The following is a 16,149-nucleotide window of genomic DNA, read 5'->3' on the forward strand; positions in this document are numbered from 1 at the left end:
CGCTTATGCCTGCGGCTCGGTCGCCATGGAGCGCGCCAGGTTCAGGTCTCGCCAGGCATCGGCCTTGTGCTGCGGGCGCATCAACAGCGAAGCCGGATGATGTGTCGCCACCAGGGGAATGTCCTGCCCCGTCTCGCTGCGCACCCGGTGCACCCGTCCGCGCAGGGCATCCAGATCGCCATCCTCTTCCAGCAGCGCCTGCGCGGCCAGGCGGCCCAGCGTCAGTATGCGCCGTGGCGCCAGCCGCGCGATCTGCCGTTGCAGATACGGCTTGCAGGCGGCGATCTCGTCGGGCCTGGGCGTACGGTTGCCCAGGGGCCGGCACTTGACCAGGTTGGTGAAGAACACCGGCGTATCGGGTTGCAGGCCTATGGATGCCAGCATCGCCCCCAGCAGCACCCCCGCCTTGCCCTGGAATGGCAGGCCGGCACGGTCGTCGAAATCGCCCGGCGCCTCGCCGACGATCAGCCATTCCGGTGAGTTGGACTCGCCCGAGCCGAATACCGTCTGGCTGCGTCCGGCATGCAGTCCGCAGGCCTGGCACTGGGCGATGTGCCCGCGCAATGCCTCCCACTCTTCGGGCAGCGAGCCCGCATCGGGCGCATGATGGGTCTCGCCGGCCTGTTTGGGCGCGCGGCCGGCCAGCGCATCGCCGGCCCGGAGCATGGCCGGGGCGGATTTGGCCATCGGCGCCGCGGCATCCGCGCCCTGCCGCGGTGGCGCGGATGCCGCAACGGCGGGCATGCCGACCGCAGGCTCGCCCTGTCCCGATGCGCTCTTGCTTGCGGCGGCGGAGCCGTCCGCCGCGAAAGGTTCCGGATCCGCCACATAGCGGGCCAGCATATGCCTGTCCAGGCCGATTTCCTGCAGCCAGGCCAATTGCAGTGGGCTGAGGGACGGCGCCGTATTCAAGCGGACTCTCCCTGAATATCAGCCAATGCCTTCTGCATTACGCACGCGTCCTCGCGCCTGCCCTGGGCGGCGGGGTAGTAGTCCTTGCGCATGGCCAGCAGTTCATAGCCCTTGTGCTTATAGAATTCCAGCGCATTCAGGTTCGAGGGCCGAACCTCCAGGACCATGGCCGGCAAGCCCCGCGCGCGGGCTTCGTTCTCGCAGTGAGCCAGCAGCAGGCCTCCTATGCCCCGCCTCTGGCCCTCGGGCGCCACGGCGATGACCAGCACGTGCGCCACGTCGGGCGCAAACATCGTCATGCAGAATCCCATGGTGCGGCCCGCCAGCCTGGCAACCCAGGCGCCATAGCCGGCGTGCAGGCCGTCCGCGAAATTGCCCCTGGACCAGGGAAAGGACTGCACCCGCTGCTCGATATCCGCCACATCGTCCAGATGTTCGGTCCGCATCGCCTCCAGGGAAACCTGAAACTCGGGGGCACGGGGATTGCCGCCCGCGCCCTGCTGGCGCTCCAGAGTGGTATAGGCGACCTTGTCGCGCACATACAAAGGCGCCGCCAGTTCCGGCGCGACGGCCTGCCCCGCATGCCATGCGCGCAAGGCCATCCGTGCGACGGCGGAAGCATCGGGACGCAGCGGCTCGCCGATGGCCAGGCCCGCCTTGCCCTCGAGTTCCCGGCGCAATCCGGGATAGGCCAACAAGGCATCGCCCAGCACCCGTATGGCCGGATCGCGCCCGTCGGACGGGGGCAGGCCAGCGGCGGCGTGTTCCAGCCAGCGGCCTACCTGGCTCGAACCCAAAAGAATGGGCGCCTGTACCGGCTCCCACTCAAAACCGGCCTCTTGGCGGCCCGCAACGACCCGATAAGCCGCCAGATAAACCTCGTCCATGCGCGCGTCCTGCACAATTACATGTAACAAGCCGGGGACGACAGGCGCCGAATCCCGTGCCGCCACCGCCAGAAGCGAAGGCACCGGAATCACGGGAATATCCAGGGCGAAAGCCATGCCCTGGGCGACACCGCAAGCCACGCGCAAGCCCGTGAAGCCGCCCGGACCCTGGCCAAAGGCCACGGCCGTAAGCTGGCTCCGACCCATGCCCTGCCGTGCCAGCAGCTGGTCCACCATGGGCAACAGGCGCTCGGCATGCTCCGCGGTGGCGTCGTGCTCCAGGGCGTGGACGCGCAGCTCTTGGTCGGATTGCGTCAGCAGCGCCACGCCGCACAGGCTGGATGAAGTTTCCAAAGCGAGAATAGATACCGTCATGGGCTCATTTTAAACGTAGCCCGCCGGAATTTCCGTCCTCTACGGGCATAAGGCATTCGGCGGGCAGACCGCCGGCCCCGCGCTGTATAAAATTAGTACCGCTCCGCAGGCGTAACGGCTAAAATACCTTGTCTTAGCTCACGATTCCAATAACAAAAAGGAGACGGCTACATACACTACGCAGCAGATCGGCGCGGCTCGCCCACCCAGCCCTAAATAATCAAGTCAAGAGAACGCGCGGGCGCGATATACCGCCAGGAGCCTGGATACGGTACCGATGTGACATGTTCTACCAGACGCTTAATATGTAATATCTTGCTACGGCCCCTATACGGGTTAACTCTACCCTGTTACATTTTCCCCATGAACACACAAAACCAATCCCTATCTCGCAAAATTCTTATCGTCGACGACGATCCACGGTTACGCGATTTACTCCGCCGCTACCTATCGGAACAAGGTTTTAATGTATTTGTCGCCGAAGACGCCAAAGAAATGGGCAAATTGTGGCAGCGCGAGCACTTCGACCTGCTGGTTCTCGATCTCATGCTTCCCGGCGAAGACGGGCTGTCCATTTGCCGTCGGCTGCGCGGCGGGCACGATAACACTCCCATCATCATTCTGACCGCCAAGGCGGAAGAAATCGACCGCATCGTTGGCCTGGAAATGGGCGCGGACGACTACCTGTCCAAGCCGTTCAACCCGCGTGAACTGCTCGCCCGCGTCAACGCCATCCTGCGCCGCCGCGGCACCGAAGAGCATCCGGGCGCCCCCAGCCAGGAAAACGAATCCATCGAATTCGGCCCTTACGTGCTGAACCTGTCCACCCGCACCCTTACGCGCAACAATGAACAGGTTCCCATCACCACGGGCGAGTTCTCGGTGCTGAAGGTATTCGCGCGCCATCCCAAGATTCCCCTGTCGCGCGACAAGCTGATGGAACTGGCCCGCGGCCGCGAGTACGAAGCCTTCGACCGCAGCCTGGACGTCCAGATTTCCCGGTTGCGCAAGCTGGTCGAACCCAATCCCTCGAAACCCGTGTTCATCCAGACCGTCTGGGGCCTGGGCTATGTTTTCGTACCCGATGGCGGCCATTGAAGCCTTGCGGGCGTGATGCAGCGCCATGGCCATGTCGCCCCCGCAAAAACCACGAGCCAAAACCAAGTCGCGTTTCCGCCTGGGCCTGTTCAGCCGCTCATTCCTGCTTCTGGCCGGATTGATGCTGGTCAGCCTGGGCGCCTGGCTCCAGGTGTTCTTCAGCATGGAAGAAGGCCCGCGCGCCACCCAGATGGCCCAGCGCGTGACCACAGCCGTCAGTATCACGCGCTCCGCGCTGGTCTATGCCCCCACCAGCGTGCGCCCCGCATTGCTGCTGGACCTGGCCACCAAGGAAAGCCTGCGGGTGCAGCCCCGCGAAGCGGCCGACGTCCTCCAGCCGCTGCCCAATTCCAACTACTGGAATCACGTCGCCGCCGAAATCAAGGACCGGCTGGGGCCTGACACCCACGTCATGTGGACGGTCAACCAGGCGCCCGGCATCTGGGTCAGCTTCGAGATCAACAACGATCAGTACTGGCTGGTCTTCGACCGCGAGCAGCTGGGGCTGACCGCCGGCGTCGAGTGGTTCGGCTGGGGCGCCACCGCCCTGCTTCTGGCGCTGGTGGGCGCGGCGATTAGCGTGCGCTTCGTCAACCGCCCCCTGGCCCAGCTGGCCAAGGTGGCTCAGCAGCTGGCGCGCGGCGAGACGCCCTCGCCGCTGCCCGAAAAAGGGCCGGCCGAGATCCGCGACATGAACATCGCCTTCAACCGGATGGCGCGCGACATCCGCCAGACCGAGGCCGACCGCGAGATCATGCTGGCGGGCATCTCGCACGATCTGCGCACGCCGCTGGCCCGCATGCGCCTGGAAATCGAGATGAGCAACGTCACCGACGAGGCGCGCCAGGCCATCGACGAAGACCTGGGCCAGATCGATCACAGCATCGGCCAGCTCATGGAGTATGCCCGGCCCGCCGGCATCGTGCCCGAGCAAGGAGTAGACGTCTCCTCGGTGCTGCATGACCTGTTCGAGCGCGAACGCTCGCATACCGAGTCCCTGGGCGGCGAGCTGACCGCCGACATCGAGCCCAATCTGTATGCCAAGATCAGCGCCCACGATCTCAAGCGCATCGTGGGCAATCTCATCGAAAACGCGCGCCGCTATGGCCGCACTCCTTCCGATGGACGCGCCTACATCGAACTGTCGGGCAAGCAGCAAGGCAACATCCTGGCCATCGAAGTGCGGGATCGCGGCACGGGAATTGCCCCCACCGACGTGCAAAGGCTGCTGCGGCCTTTTTCGCGTGGGGAGTCCGCGCGCACCGGCGTCAGTGGAGCGGGCTTGGGGCTGGCCATCGTCGAGCGCCTGCTGGGCCAGGTGGGCGGGCAGCTCGAGCTGATTTCCCACCCGCAGTCGGGCTTGGTCGCGCGCATCGAAATACCCAAAGTCCGCATCCGTAATTTTCAGGCCGACACCCAGGCTTGATGGCGTAGAATCAACGACAAGGGGCGCATGCGCCCGGCATGTGTTTACACCAGACTTCAGGAGCTCAGATGAAAACAGTAGGCGATAAACTCGAACCCTTCAAGGTCGCGGGCGTCAAGCCCGGCTTCAATCAGCATGAAGAAAACGGTGTCTCGGCCTTCGAGGACATCACCGAAAGCTCGTTTCCCGGAAAGTGGAAAGTCATTTATTTCTATCCCAAGGACTTCACTTTCGTATGTCCGACCGAAATCGTCGGTTTCAACAATCTGGCCCAGGACTTCGAGGACCGCGACGCGGTGCTCATGGGCGGCTCGGTCGACAATGAATTCGTCAAGCTGGCCTGGCGGCGCGAACATCCCGACCTGAACAAGCTGGGGCACTACCAGTTCGGCGACACCACCGGCGCGCTGGTCGACCAGCTGGGCATACGCGAAAAAAGCGAGGGGGTCGCCCTGCGCGCCACCTTCATCGTCGATCCGGACAACGTCATCCAGCATGCCTCGGTGAACAACCTGAATGTCGGCCGCAACCCCGAGGAAATCCTGCGCATACTCGACGGCCTGCAAACCGACGAACTCTGCCCGTGCAACCGTTCGCTGGGCGGCGATACGCTGTAGAACGCCCGCCGCCCTCTCTTCCAGCCCGGCGCGCCGGGCTTTAGCGGCACTGATCGATAGGTAGGAACCATGGAGTTTCTTGCATCCATCAAGGCAATGATCCCTGATTGGGCCAAGGACATACGCCTGAACCTGGACGGCACCATTGCGCGCTCCTCGCTCAACCCCCAGGACGCGGTCGGGGCGGCGCTCGCGGCCGCCTATGCGGCGCGCAGCCCGGTGCTGATGGCCGCGTTCAAAAGCGGCCTGTCACCGGAAGACGCAAACGGCGTGCTGACCGCCGCAGCCCTCATGGGCATGAACAATACTTATTATCCCTATCTCGAGATGGCGGGCGACGAGCAATTGAAAACCCTGCCCGCCCAGCTGCGCATGAACGCCTATGCCAGCCACGGCGGCATCGACCAGAACCGTTTCGAGCTCTTCGCGCTGGCCGCGTCCATTGTGGGCAAATGCCATTTTTGCGTCGGCTCGCACTACCAGAACCTGAAGAAAGCGGGCTATACGTCGGAGCAGTTGCGCGATGTGGGCCGCATCGCGGCGGTGGTCAATGCGGCCGCACAGGTCCTGACGGCCGAAGGCAAATAAGGGACCGCTATTTCGCCAGCATGGCGACCACGGTCGCGGCAATGCCTTCCTTGCGGCCCAGGTAACCCAGGCTCTCGTTGGTTTTGGCCTTGATGTTGATGTCGGCCACGGAAACCTCCAGGTCGGCCGCTATGTTGGCGGCCATCGCGGCCGCGTGCGGGCCGATCTTGGGCGCCTGCGCATGCACGGTCGCATCCACGTTCACCACCTTCCAGCCGGCCTGCGCCACCTTCCGCACGGCGGCGCGCAACAGCACGCGGCTGTCCGCCCCTTTGTAGGCCGGGTCCGTATCGGGGAAATGCCGGCCGATGTCGCCCAGGCCGGCCGCCCCCAGTATGGCATCGGTCACCGCATGCAGCAGCACGTCGGCGTCGGAGTGACCCAGCAGGCCGTGCGTATGCGGTATGTCCACGCCGCCGATGATCAGCGGCCGGCCCTCCACCAGCGCATGCACGTCGAAGCCCTGCCCCACTCGAAACGGAAAACTCATTGCAACTCCTTGAAATCACACAAGCCGCCCGGTCGGCCACCGGCGACCTATAGCCATTTTTCCATCAGCTCGAAATCCTCGGGCCAGGTCACTTTGAAATTACGCGCCGAACCGTGCACCAGGCTGGGCGCATAGCCGGCCAGCTCCATGGCGGAAGCCTCGTCCGTCAAGGACGCGCTGGACGCATCCGCACTTTGCAGGGCCTGCAACAAGCGGCCCGCCTGAAACATTTGCGGCGTCTGCGCCAGCCACAAGCCATCACGGGCCACCGACCGGCTCACCCGGTCGGCCATATTGGCGGCATCCGCCTCGCCGCCCGGCGCGGCACCGGCGGCCAGCTTCACCGTATCGGCAACCGGCTGGGCCAGGAGCCCTCCGGCCTGGGTCCGCAAGCAGGAATCGACCAGCCGCTTCAACGCCTGGGCGGGCAGCCCCGGCCGGGCGGCGTCGTGCACCAGCACCCAGTCGCCCGGATCCAGCCCGGCGTCCTGCAAGGCCGCCAGCACGGTTTCCGCCCGGGAAGGGCCGCCGCAAGGCCGCCACACCGTTCGCGGCAGGCCAGCCAGCGCGGACTCGACCCATGCATCGCCCGCCGCCACCGCCACCCGCACCTGCGCAATGCGCTCATCGGCCAGCATGGCGCGGACCGCCCAGCGCAGCATGGGCTCGCCCTTGAGCAGACGATACTGCTTCGGCATGGCGTCCCGTCCCAGGGCGGACAATCCCGGCTCTTGAGCGCGCGCCCCGATGCCGGCGGCGGGAATGATTGCAATCAGTTTCGTATGCATAAGAAAGGCATTTTATAATGATGCGCTACATGGCTACAGAAACAACCCCTCCCGTCCCCATTCCCTCCATCCAAGCCGTGCTGGCCGCGCTCAAGCCGGGGCAGCGGCACGTCCAGCCCCTGCCCGCGGGCTCCGGCGACGCATGGCTGCTGGCGGACCTGGCGCGCGCCTCGCGGCAGACCATCGTCGTCCTGTGCGCCGACCCGCTGTCCGCGCAGCGCCTGGCCGAGGAAGTGCTGCTGTTCGCGCCCGACCTGCGCCTGCGGCAATTGCCCGATTGGGAAACCCTGCCCTATGACAGCTTCTCGCCGCATCAGGATCTGATTTCCGAGCGCCTGCGCACCCTGCACGCCCTGATGCAGGAAAGCGTCGACATCCTGACCGTGCCGGTGACCACGGCGCTGTACCGGCTTGCTCCACCGGAGTTCCTGGCCGCCTATACGTTTTCGTTCCGACAGGGCGAGAAGCTGGACGAGGAGGGCCTGCGCCGCCAGTTGACGCTGGCCAACTACACCCACGTCACCCAGGTCACCGCGCCGGGCGAATTCAGCATCCGCGGCGGCCTGATCGACCTCTTCCCCATGGGCTCCGTCCTGCCCTACCGGCTGGATCTGTTCGACGATGAGATCGAGTCCATACGCAGCTTCGACATCGATACCCAGCGCAGCCTGTATCCGGTCAAGGACGTGCAGTTGCTGCCCGGCCGGGAATTTCCCATGGACGAAGCCGCGCGCAATCGCTTCCGCGCGCGCTTTCGCGAAGTGTTCGAGGGCGATCCCACCCGAGCGCTGCCCTACAAGGACATCGGCAACGGCATCGCTTTCGCGGGGGTCGAATATTACCTGCCGCTGTTCTTTACCCAAACGGCCACGCTCTTCGACTACCTGCCCGAGCAGTCGTTCACCGTCACGCTGGGCGACGTCAATCAGGCGGTGCAGCGCTTCGCCCACGATACGCAAAGCCGCTACCAGTTTCTGAAAAGCGACCGCGAACGTCCGGTCCTGCCGCCCGACCAGTTGTTCCTGGACGAGGAGGCGCTGTTCGTTCACCTGAAAGCTTTCGCGCGCCTGGTGCTGGACGGCGAGCAGCCTCATCCCGGCTTGCGCGCCGCACCCAACGTGGCGGTGGCGCGGCGCGCCCAGGACCCGGTGGCCAACCTGCGCGGGCTGCTGGGCCGTTCTCATGGCCGCGTCGTGCTGTGCGCCGACTCGGCGGGCCGCCGGGAAACCCTGTTGCAGATGCTGGCCGAATTCGGCATCGCGCCCGACTCCGGCACCGAGACACTGCAGGATTTCCTGGACTCCCAAAGCCGCTTCGCCCTTGTCGTTGCGCCGCTGTCCAACGGTTTCACCGTCGTCGACCAAGACTTGACCCTCTTGACCGAGAACGACCTGTACCCCAGCCAGGCGCGCCCCACCCGGCGCGGCCGGCGCGCGCAGGAGGCGGGCAGCGACGTCGAGGCCATGGTGCGCGACCTGTCGGAGCTGCGCGAAGGCGATCCGGTGGTGCATGCCCAGCACGGCATCGGACGCTACTGCGGCCTGGTCGAAATGGACCTGGGCGAAGGCTTGATGGAATTCCTGCATCTGGAGTACGCCAACGGCAGCACCCTGTACGTGCCGGTGGCCCAGCTGCACGTCATCGCCCGCTACAGCGGCGCCGACCCCGAACATGCGCCCCTGCACCAGCTGGGCTCCGGCCAGTGGGACAAGGCGCGCCGTAAGGCGGCCAGGCAGGTGCGCGACGCCGCCGCCGAACTGCTGGCCCTGTATGCGCAGCGCGCGGCGCGTGAGGGCTATCGCTTCAAGCTGTCTGCCTCCGACTACCAGGCTTTCGCCGAAGGCTTCGGCTTCGAGGAGACCGCCGACCAGGCCGCCGCCATCGAGGCCGTCATCGGCGACATGACCTCTGGCCGGCCCATGGACAGGCTGGTCTGCGGCGACGTGGGCTTCGGCAAGACCGAGGTCGCCTTGCGCGCCGCCTTCCTGGCCGTCATGAACGGCAAGCAGGTCGCCCTGCTGTGCCCCACCACCCTGCTGGCCGAACAGCACGCCCAGACTTTTTCCGACCGCTTCGCCGACTGGCCCGTCAAGGTGGCCGAGCTGTCGCGCTTCCGTTCGGGCAAGGAGGTCGCCGCCGCGATCGAGGGCCTGAACGAGGGCCGGGTGGACATCGTGATCGGCACGCACAAAATCCTGTCCAAGGAAGTGAAGTTCAAGAATCTGGGTCTGGTCATCATCGACGAGGAGCACCGTTTCGGCGTGCGCCAGAAGGAAGCCCTCAAATCCTTGCGCGCCGAAGTCGACGTGCTGACGCTGACCGCCACGCCCATACCGCGTACCCTGGGCATGTCGCTGGAAGGCATACGCGATTTCTCGGTGATCGCCACGGCGCCGCAACGGCGTCTTGCGATCAAGACCTTCGTGCGCCGCGAAGACGGCAGCACCATACGCGAGGCATTGCTGCGCGAGCTCAAGCGCGGCGGCCAGGTGTATTTCCTGCATAACGAAGTGGATACCATCCACAACCGGCGCGCGCGCCTGGAAGAGCTGGTGCCCGAAGCGCGCATCGCCGTCGCCCATGGGCAGATGCCCGAGCGCGAGTTGGAGGAAGTCATGAAGGGCTTCTACCAGCAGCGCTACAACGTCCTGCTCTGCACCACCATCATCGAAACCGGCATCGACGTTCCCACCGCGAACACCATCGTGATCCATCGCGCCGACCGCCTGGGCCTGGCGCAGCTGCACCAGTTGCGCGGCCGCGTCGGACGCTCCCACCACCAGGCCTACGCCTACCTGCTGACGCCCGGCGAAGACGCCATGACCTCCAATGCCAAGAAGCGGCTGGAAGCCATACAGGCCATGGAAGAACTGGGCGCGGGCTTCTTCCTGGCCATGCATGACCTGGAAATCCGGGGCACGGGCGAAGTCCTGGGCGAATCGCAGTCCGGCAACATCCAGGAGATCGGCTTCTCCATGTATTCGGACATGCTGAACGCCGCCGTGCGCGCCCTGAAGTCGGGCGAGGAGCCTGACCTGGATTCGCCCTTCTCCGCGCTGTGCGAAGTCAATCTGCACGCCTCTGCCCTGCTGCCGTCGGATTACTGTCCCGACGTCCATGCCCGCCTGGGGCTGTACAAGAAACTGTCCCACGCCCGCCACGAAGACGACCTGATCCACATCCAGGAAGAGCTGATCGACCGATACGGAAAACTGCCCGAGGCCGCGCAGACATTGCTGGCCACGCACCGGCTGCGCCTGGCCGCCGAGCCGCTGGGCATCGTCAAGATCGACGCCAGCGAGGCGCAGGCGCTGATCCAGTTTTCAGCCAAGCCGAACATCGATCCGCTGCGCATCATCGAACTGGTGCAAAAGCGCCGGGACGTCAGGCTGGCCGGCCAGGACAAGCTGAGAATCGAGATCAAGCAGGCGCAGGTTCCCGCCCGCATCGACGCGGTGCGCGGCGTGCTGAGGGCGCTGGTGTGACGGCCCGGTGCCTGCCTGCAATGGGCGGGCCGGCTGAAGGGAAGCCGGCGGCTCTGGCCTAGTGGCTCAGGCGGAACCAGTTGAGAATGCCGTCCAGCGGACTGACGTTCAAGGCGTAGTTGGCTTGTTGGCGCACCACCGGCTTGGCGCGGTAGGCCACTGAAAAATGCGCCAGACTCATCATCTTCAAATCGTTCGCGCCGTCGCCGACCGCGATGATCTGCTCCGGGGCCGCGCCCAGCTGGTCCGCCAGCGCCTTGAGGTGATCCGCCTTGCCCTGGGCATCGACGATCTTGCCCAGCACCTTGCCGGTCAGCTTGCCGCCGGCCACGTCCAGGAGATTGGCGTGGCAGGCGTCCAGCCCCAGTCTCTCCTTCAGCCTTTCGGTAAAGAAGGTGAACCCGCCCGACACCAGCAGGGTTTTCAGGCCGTTCTTCCTGGCCGTTGAAATCAGCTTTTCGGCCCCGGGATTCAAACGCAGGCGCTCTTCATAGACTTGCTCCAGCGCCGTGGCCGGCACGCCTTCCAGCAAGGCCACGCGGCGCATCAGACTTTCGGAGAAATCCTTGATTTCGCCGCGCATGGCGGCCTCGGTGATGGCCGCCACTTCCGCCTTGCGGCCCGCCATGTCGGCAATCTCGTCGATGCATTCGATGTTGACCAGGGTGGAATCCATATCCATGGCCAGTATCCGGCAATCGCGCAAGCGCGAGATCTGCTCGAAAAAGGCGTAATCCATGCCGAACTCCTCGCAGCACGCCATGACCTCGGCGCGGGCATCGGCATCCACGTCCAGCAAGCGCACGGCGGTGTTGCCCAGTTCCTGCACGCCGCCAGCGCTGGCCATGGCGGCGATTTTTTCGATATTGGCCGTCACAAGATTGGGAGCCTGAAGAATTAGGTGGGTCATAAGCCTATTGAAGAAGAAGGTGCACCGGCGGGAAAGCCGGCGAATATGGATACCGATACGGCGGCCATTTTACAAGGAAGATTCCCCGCCGCCGTTACTCTTGGAATCCTCCTCGCCGTTTCCTTGGTGGTAATCTGCCTTCTTTCCAAATTGAAACCGATGCCACTGCCAGAATATCCGGCCTACGCCGCGCGTACGCTGATGGCCCGTTGCCTGCTCGCGGCCTGCCTTGCCCTGACCATGGCGGCCATGCCGGCCCATGCCCAGAATAAAAGCGCCACCGCCGAAATCGACAAGACCCTGGACAGCGCGCGCACGCAGATCGACCGGGTGCAGAAGAAGCTGGACGCGGCCCCCGACAAGCCGCTGCAGGATAGCGACCTGGTCGACCTGCGCAACGCCGCACAGGAAGCACAGGAGCGCGCGCAAACGGCCGCTGCCGCTCTGGAGCCCCAGTTGGCCAGTGTCCAGGCCCGGGTAGCCGAACTGGGGCCACCCGCCGAAGGCATCAAGGAGACACCCGACGTCGCCGCGCAGCGTGCGGAACTGACCCGGAACAGCAGCATGCTGGACGCTCAGATCAAGCTGGCGCGCCTGATTGCCGTCGAAGCCCAGCAAGCGGGCGACCAGATACTGAAGCTGCGGCGCACACAGTTCCAGGCCGAACTGGGCGTGCGCACGGATTCGATCCTGGCCCGCCCCTTCTGGACCGAATTGCGCAATCAACTGCCCCAGGATGTGCGCCGGCTCCAGCCCCTATGGGATGAACTGCGGAAATCCGCTCGAGAAGCCGGTGCCGCGGTATGGGGAGCCGCCCTGCTGGGCGTCGTGGCCATCCTCATCCTGCGTGTGCTGGCCGGCCGCCTGCTCTGGCAACTGACCACCACCCGCGTCGCGCCGGGCCGCTTGCGGCGTTCTCTGTATGCGGCTGCCCAGGTCATGCTGGCCACCATTGCGCCCGGGATGATGGCCGCCGTCCTGCGCCTGGGCGTGGAATGGAACACGGCCCTGTCCGATGAACTGGATACGCTGCTCAGCCTGGGGGTGGGCGCCGTATATTTTGGCGGCTTCGTCACCGGCCTGGGTCGTGCGCTGCTGTCGGCGGACCGGCCCACCTGGCGGCTTGCTTCCCTGTCCGACGAAGTGGCGACAGGCTTGCGGTGGTTTCCCGCCATCCTGGCCCTTGTCCTGGTCGCTGGCTGGATAGGGCAAAGGCTGGCGACGCTGGTCAATGCCAGCCTGGCCGCCACGGTCGCCCAGAATTGCATGATGTCACTGGTTCTGGGGCTGCTCATGGCGCTGGCCATGCGCCAGGCCACGCGGCTTAGCCGGCATACGCATTCCGGACAACAAAAGGCCCCTGCGCCGCCGGCCGGCTATGCCATCGCCCGGGGCGTGATCTGGATTGCCGTGACGGCAAGCATGGCCAGCCTGCTGCTGGGCTATATCGCCCTGGGCAGTTTCATCGTCCGGCAGGCGGCCTGGCTGGCCATTGTCCTGGGCTCCGCCTACCTGCTCAACGGGCTCGTCGATGATGCCTGCCAAAGCGTCCTGGCGGCCATCAAGCGCAATGCCGATGACGAAAATTACAGCCGCCCCATGACACGGGTACGCAGCCAGGCCACCGTGCTGCTGGCCGGCCTGGTGCGCCTGGCCGTCGTGCTGTTTGCCCTGGTCCTGCTGGCCGCGCCTTTCGGCGACGGACCCACGGCCTGGCTGCAGCGCCTGGACTACCTGCACAACGGCATTGCCATCGGCGAAGTCCAGATACGCCCCGCCTCGGTCATGTTTGCACTCCTGGTGCTGCTGCTGGGCTTTGGAATCGTCAAGGTGGTCCAGGCCTGGCTGACCCGCCAATACCTGCCCACCACCAGCCTGGATCCCGGCATGCGCCTCTCGGCCGCCACCCTGTTCGGCTATGCGGGCTACGTGCTGGCCTTTTCGCTATCCCTGTCCGCCGTCGGCATCGGCCTGGAGCGGGTGGCGTGGATAGCCAGCGCGTTGTCCGTCGGCATCGGCTTCGGGCTGCAGGCCGTCGTGCAGAACTTCGTGTCCGGCCTCATTCTGCTGGCGGAAAGGCCCGTGAAGGTGGGCGACTGGGTATCGCTGGGCGGAATCGAGGGCGACATCCGACGCATCAATGTGCGCGCCACCGAAATCCAGATGGGGGACCACTCCACCGTCATCGTTCCAAATTCGGAATTCATCACCAAGGTCGTGCGCAATGTCACCCACGCCAGCCCGCTGGGCCGGGTGCAGATCAAGCTGGCCCTTCCCCTGAATACGGATGCCGGGCAGGTCCATGAGCTGATGCTGGCCGCCTTCAGGGAAAACGCCGACATCCTGGACGAACCCGCTCCCGATGTCATGCTGGACGGCGTCGATGCGAACGGCCTGGTGTTCAATGCGACGGGGCATGTAAGTTCGCCGCGCGCCGCCTACCGGGTACGCAGCGCCCTGCTGTTCGAGATCGTGCGGCGGCTCAGGAACGAGGATATTCCCCTGATCAATCCGCCGGCGATGGTGCTGAAGGAGTCCGCGGCTTCTGCGGCGGTTTCCGGTGCCGCAGCAAGTAGCGATACACAAAGCCCGGGTAGCCCAGCACCAGGAACAGGCTTAGCGTAACGGCGTAGAACTCCCAGGTCTGGGGAAACACATTGCCCATGTTGGCTTCAAATGCAAATCCCAGCGCGCCCACCAGGCCGTAGAGCACCAGCATTTCCAGCAAGCGCACGAAGAACGGCTTGTGTACCGCGCGGCCGCGATTGCGCCAGCCCGGATACGCCAGCAGCAGCGCCGCCAGGGCGGCCGCCACCAACAGCTTGCCCATGAACAATGCCGCCGAGGCGGGATCGGACGCCACGAAGAAGGCCTGGCCGATCAGCGCGAGGGTCAGGTAACCCACGCCCCACAACAAGGCGAAAAACACCAGCGCTTCCAGCCACCGGAGCCAGACCGGACGCGCCGCCTCGCCGGGCTGGATCCAGGGCAGCATCAGGAAGGGCCGCTGGACCAGGAAAGGAAGGTTGGCGCCGGCCAGAGACAAAGCGATAACGATCCAGACCGCAAACGTTTGATTCATTCGTCAGAACTTCAGCGAGCCTTCGATGACCCGCACGCAAAGCGCCATCAGGCCGCCCGGCAACACCCCCAGGACGATGATGAGCAGGCCGTTCACGGACATCAGGCCGTTGGTGATGACGCCATTGTCGATGCTGGCCGGCTCGCCCTCGGGCTCGTCGAAATAGGCCATCTTGACGACGCGCAGATAGTAGAAGGCGCCGATCAGCGACAGGATGACGGCGACCACGGCGATCGCGACATGGCCTGCTCCGATCAATGCCTGCAGCACCGCCAGCTTGGCATAGAAGCCCGCCATCGGCGGAATGCCGGTCAGCGAGAACATGGACAGCAGCAGCATGGCGGCCAGGATGGGATTGCGGCGGTTCAGGCCCTTCAGGTCGGCGATCTCCTCGCACTCGAAGCCCTTGCGGCTAAGCAGAAGGATCAGCCCGAAGGTGATCAGCGTGGTCAACACGTAGATGATGACGTAGAACAGCGCCGAGCCATAAGCCTGCCCGGCCAGGACTTGGTCCTGGACGACGCCCGAGAGCAGCCCCAGGAACACGAAGCCCATGTGGGAAATCGTCGAATAGGCCAGCATGCGCTTGAAATTGGTCTGCGCAATGGCGGCGATGTTGCCGATGGCCAGCGACAGCACGGCCAGGATCAGCAGCATGGGCTGCCAGTCGATGGCAATGCCGTGCAAGCCTTCCACCAGCAGCCGCAGCGTGATGGCGAAGGCGGCCAGCTTGGGCGCCGCGCCCAGGATCAGGGTGACCGACGTGGGCGAGCCCTGATAGACGTCCGGGGTCCACATGTGGAATGGCGCGGCGGCCAGCTTGAAGGCCAGGCCGGCCACGATGAACACCACGCCGAACACCAGCGGCAGGCGTTCGGCATTGCCGCTGCCTATGACCTGGGCGATCAGGCGCAGATCGAGCTGGCCGGTGGCGCCGTAGATCATGGACATGCCGTACAGCAGCACGCCCGAGGCCAGGGCGCCCAGCACGAAATACTTCATGGCGGCTTCGGTCGAGTTGACGTCGTCGCGGCGCAGGGCCACCAGCGCATACAAGGCAAAGGACATCAGTTCGACGCCCAGATACACCGTCAGCATGCTGCCGGCGGAAATCATGACCATCTGGCCCAGCAAGGCGAACAGCGTCAGGGAATAGAACTCGCCCCCGTGCTTGAGCATGTCGCGCTGCTCGGCGTACCCCCGGCCGTAGATCAGTGTGGCGATCACCGCCACGTAGGACAGCACTTTCAGGAAATGCGACAGGGAATCGACCACATACAGGCCGCCGAATGAATTGCCCTGGACCCCGTCGTTCCACTGCCACAGCGACACGGCGGTCAGCACCAGCAAGGCGCCTATGCTGAGCGTGAACGTGACATGGCGGGACTCGGTCTTGTTGAAGGCGTCGATGAGCAGGACCACCGCGGCCAGAATCAGCAGCAGTATCTCGGGCGTAGCCAAGGCGAAGTCAAATGGATTTTGCATAATATT

13 protein-coding genes are annotated in these 16,149 nt (G+C 64.9%); 6 read left to right on the plus strand and 7 right to left on the minus strand.

Annotated features, from left to right (window positions below; translation table 11 throughout):
* Window positions 1-3 precede the first annotated feature (3 nt).
* Window positions 4-912 (minus strand): uracil-DNA glycosylase, encoded by a 909-nt coding sequence (locus OEG81_RS12335; RefSeq protein WP_264129557.1) that lies wholly within the window; start codon window positions 910-912, stop codon window positions 4-6.
* Window positions 909-2,174 (minus strand): tRNA (adenosine(37)-N6)-threonylcarbamoyltransferase complex dimerization subunit type 1 TsaB, encoded by a 1,266-nt coding sequence (gene tsaB, locus OEG81_RS12340; RefSeq protein ID WP_264129558.1) that lies wholly within the window; start codon window positions 2,172-2,174, stop codon window positions 909-911. The genes OEG81_RS12335 and tsaB overlap by 4 nt, the downstream gene beginning before the upstream one ends.
* Before the next feature lie 363 nt (window positions 2,175-2,537).
* On the opposite strand from tsaB, the gene ompR reads away from it, so the two are divergent.
* From ompR to OEG81_RS12360, 4 genes are all read left to right on the plus strand, one after another.
* Window positions 2,538-3,272 carry a two-component system response regulator OmpR gene (gene ompR / locus OEG81_RS12345; RefSeq protein ID WP_264129559.1) on the plus strand — a complete coding sequence of 245 codons (735 nt, stop codon included), beginning with the start codon at window positions 2,538-2,540 and terminating at the stop codon, window positions 3,270-3,272.
* A gap of 31 nt (window positions 3,273-3,303) precedes the next feature.
* Window positions 3,304-4,698 carry a sensor histidine kinase gene (locus OEG81_RS12350; RefSeq protein WP_264132583.1) on the plus strand — a complete coding sequence of 465 codons (1,395 nt, stop codon included), beginning with the start codon at window positions 3,304-3,306 and terminating at the stop codon, window positions 4,696-4,698.
* A gap of 68 nt (window positions 4,699-4,766) precedes the next feature.
* Window positions 4,767-5,315 carry a peroxiredoxin gene (locus OEG81_RS12355; protein ID WP_264129560.1) on the plus strand — a complete coding sequence of 183 codons (549 nt, stop codon included), beginning with the start codon at window positions 4,767-4,769 and terminating at the stop codon, window positions 5,313-5,315.
* Window positions 5,316-5,384: 69 nt separating this feature from the next.
* A complete protein-coding gene (locus tag OEG81_RS12360; RefSeq protein ID WP_264129561.1) occupies window positions 5,385-5,903 on the plus strand; it encodes a carboxymuconolactone decarboxylase family protein in 519 nt (172 codons plus the stop codon).
* A gap of 7 nt (window positions 5,904-5,910) precedes the next feature.
* Here the strand turns inward: OEG81_RS12360 and ispF are convergent, their stop codons facing one another.
* A complete protein-coding gene (ispF, locus tag OEG81_RS12365; RefSeq protein ID WP_264129562.1) occupies window positions 5,911-6,393 on the minus strand; it encodes a 2-C-methyl-D-erythritol 2,4-cyclodiphosphate synthase in 483 nt (160 codons plus the stop codon).
* A 47-nt stretch (window positions 6,394-6,440) separates the two neighbouring features.
* Entirely contained in the window at window positions 6,441-7,181 is a 741-nt protein-coding gene (locus OEG81_RS12370; protein WP_264129563.1) for a 2-C-methyl-D-erythritol 4-phosphate cytidylyltransferase, read from the minus strand.
* 29 nt (window positions 7,182-7,210) lie between these two features.
* Here OEG81_RS12370 and mfd point away from each other — a divergent pair, with 29 nt between their 5' ends.
* Window positions 7,211-10,666, plus strand: a complete 3,456-nt coding sequence (gene mfd / locus OEG81_RS12375) for a transcription-repair coupling factor (RefSeq protein WP_264129564.1) — start codon at window positions 7,211-7,213, stop codon at window positions 10,664-10,666.
* A 58-nt stretch (window positions 10,667-10,724) separates the two neighbouring features.
* Here mfd and serB read toward each other — a convergent pair whose 3' ends face one another.
* Window positions 10,725-11,576 (minus strand): phosphoserine phosphatase SerB, encoded by an 852-nt coding sequence (gene serB / locus OEG81_RS12380; protein ID WP_264129565.1) that lies wholly within the window; start codon window positions 11,574-11,576, stop codon window positions 10,725-10,727.
* A gap of 159 nt (window positions 11,577-11,735) precedes the next feature.
* On the opposite strand from serB, the gene OEG81_RS12385 reads away from it, so the two are divergent.
* Window positions 11,736-14,201, plus strand: coding sequence for a DUF3772 domain-containing protein (locus OEG81_RS12385; protein ID WP_264129566.1), 2,466 nt, complete (start codon window positions 11,736-11,738; stop codon window positions 14,199-14,201).
* Here OEG81_RS12385 and OEG81_RS18175 read toward each other — a convergent pair.
* Window positions 14,083-14,658, minus strand: coding sequence for a DUF2818 family protein (locus OEG81_RS18175; RefSeq protein ID WP_264129567.1), 576 nt, complete (start codon window positions 14,656-14,658; stop codon window positions 14,083-14,085). The two genes, OEG81_RS12385 and OEG81_RS18175, sit on opposite strands and share 119 nt — an antisense overlap.
* Window positions 14,659-14,661: 3 nt before the next feature.
* Window positions 14,662-16,146 carry an NADH-quinone oxidoreductase subunit NuoN gene (nuoN, locus tag OEG81_RS12395; RefSeq protein ID WP_264132584.1) on the minus strand — a complete coding sequence of 495 codons (1,485 nt, stop codon included), beginning with the start codon at window positions 16,144-16,146 and terminating at the stop codon, window positions 14,662-14,664.
* Window positions 16,147-16,149 lie beyond the last annotated feature (3 nt).

The organism is Pollutimonas sp. M17, assembly GCF_025836975.1.
GTDB lineage: Bacteria > Pseudomonadota > Gammaproteobacteria > Burkholderiales > Burkholderiaceae_B.

What these genes read in the sequence shown, in the direction of transcription:
- tsaB (WP_264129558.1), bottom strand. Translation starts at nt 2,174, where the DNA reads ATGACGGTATCTATTCTCGCTTTGGAAACTTCATCCAGCCTGTGCGGC.
- ompR (WP_264129559.1), top strand. Translation starts at nt 2,538, where the DNA reads ATGAACACACAAAACCAATCCCTATCTCGCAAAATTCTTATCGTCGAC.
- OEG81_RS12350 (WP_264132583.1), top strand. Translation starts at nt 3,304, where the DNA reads ATGTCGCCCCCGCAAAAACCACGAGCCAAAACCAAGTCGCGTTTCCGC.
- OEG81_RS12355 (WP_264129560.1), top strand. Translation starts at nt 4,767, where the DNA reads ATGAAAACAGTAGGCGATAAACTCGAACCCTTCAAGGTCGCGGGCGTC.
- OEG81_RS12360 (WP_264129561.1), top strand. Translation starts at nt 5,385, where the DNA reads ATGGAGTTTCTTGCATCCATCAAGGCAATGATCCCTGATTGGGCCAAG.
- ispF (WP_264129562.1), bottom strand. Translation starts at nt 6,393, where the DNA reads ATGAGTTTTCCGTTTCGAGTGGGGCAGGGCTTCGACGTGCATGCGCTG.
- OEG81_RS12370 (WP_264129563.1), bottom strand. Translation starts at nt 7,181, where the DNA reads ATGCATACGAAACTGATTGCAATCATTCCCGCCGCCGGCATCGGGGCG.
- mfd (WP_264129564.1), top strand. Translation starts at nt 7,211, where the DNA reads ATGGCTACAGAAACAACCCCTCCCGTCCCCATTCCCTCCATCCAAGCC.
- serB (WP_264129565.1), bottom strand. Translation starts at nt 11,576, where the DNA reads ATGACCCACCTAATTCTTCAGGCTCCCAATCTTGTGACGGCCAATATC.
- OEG81_RS12385 (WP_264129566.1), top strand. Translation starts at nt 11,736, where the DNA reads ATGCCACTGCCAGAATATCCGGCCTACGCCGCGCGTACGCTGATGGCC.
- OEG81_RS18175 (WP_264129567.1), bottom strand. Translation starts at nt 14,658, where the DNA reads ATGAATCAAACGTTTGCGGTCTGGATCGTTATCGCTTTGTCTCTGGCC.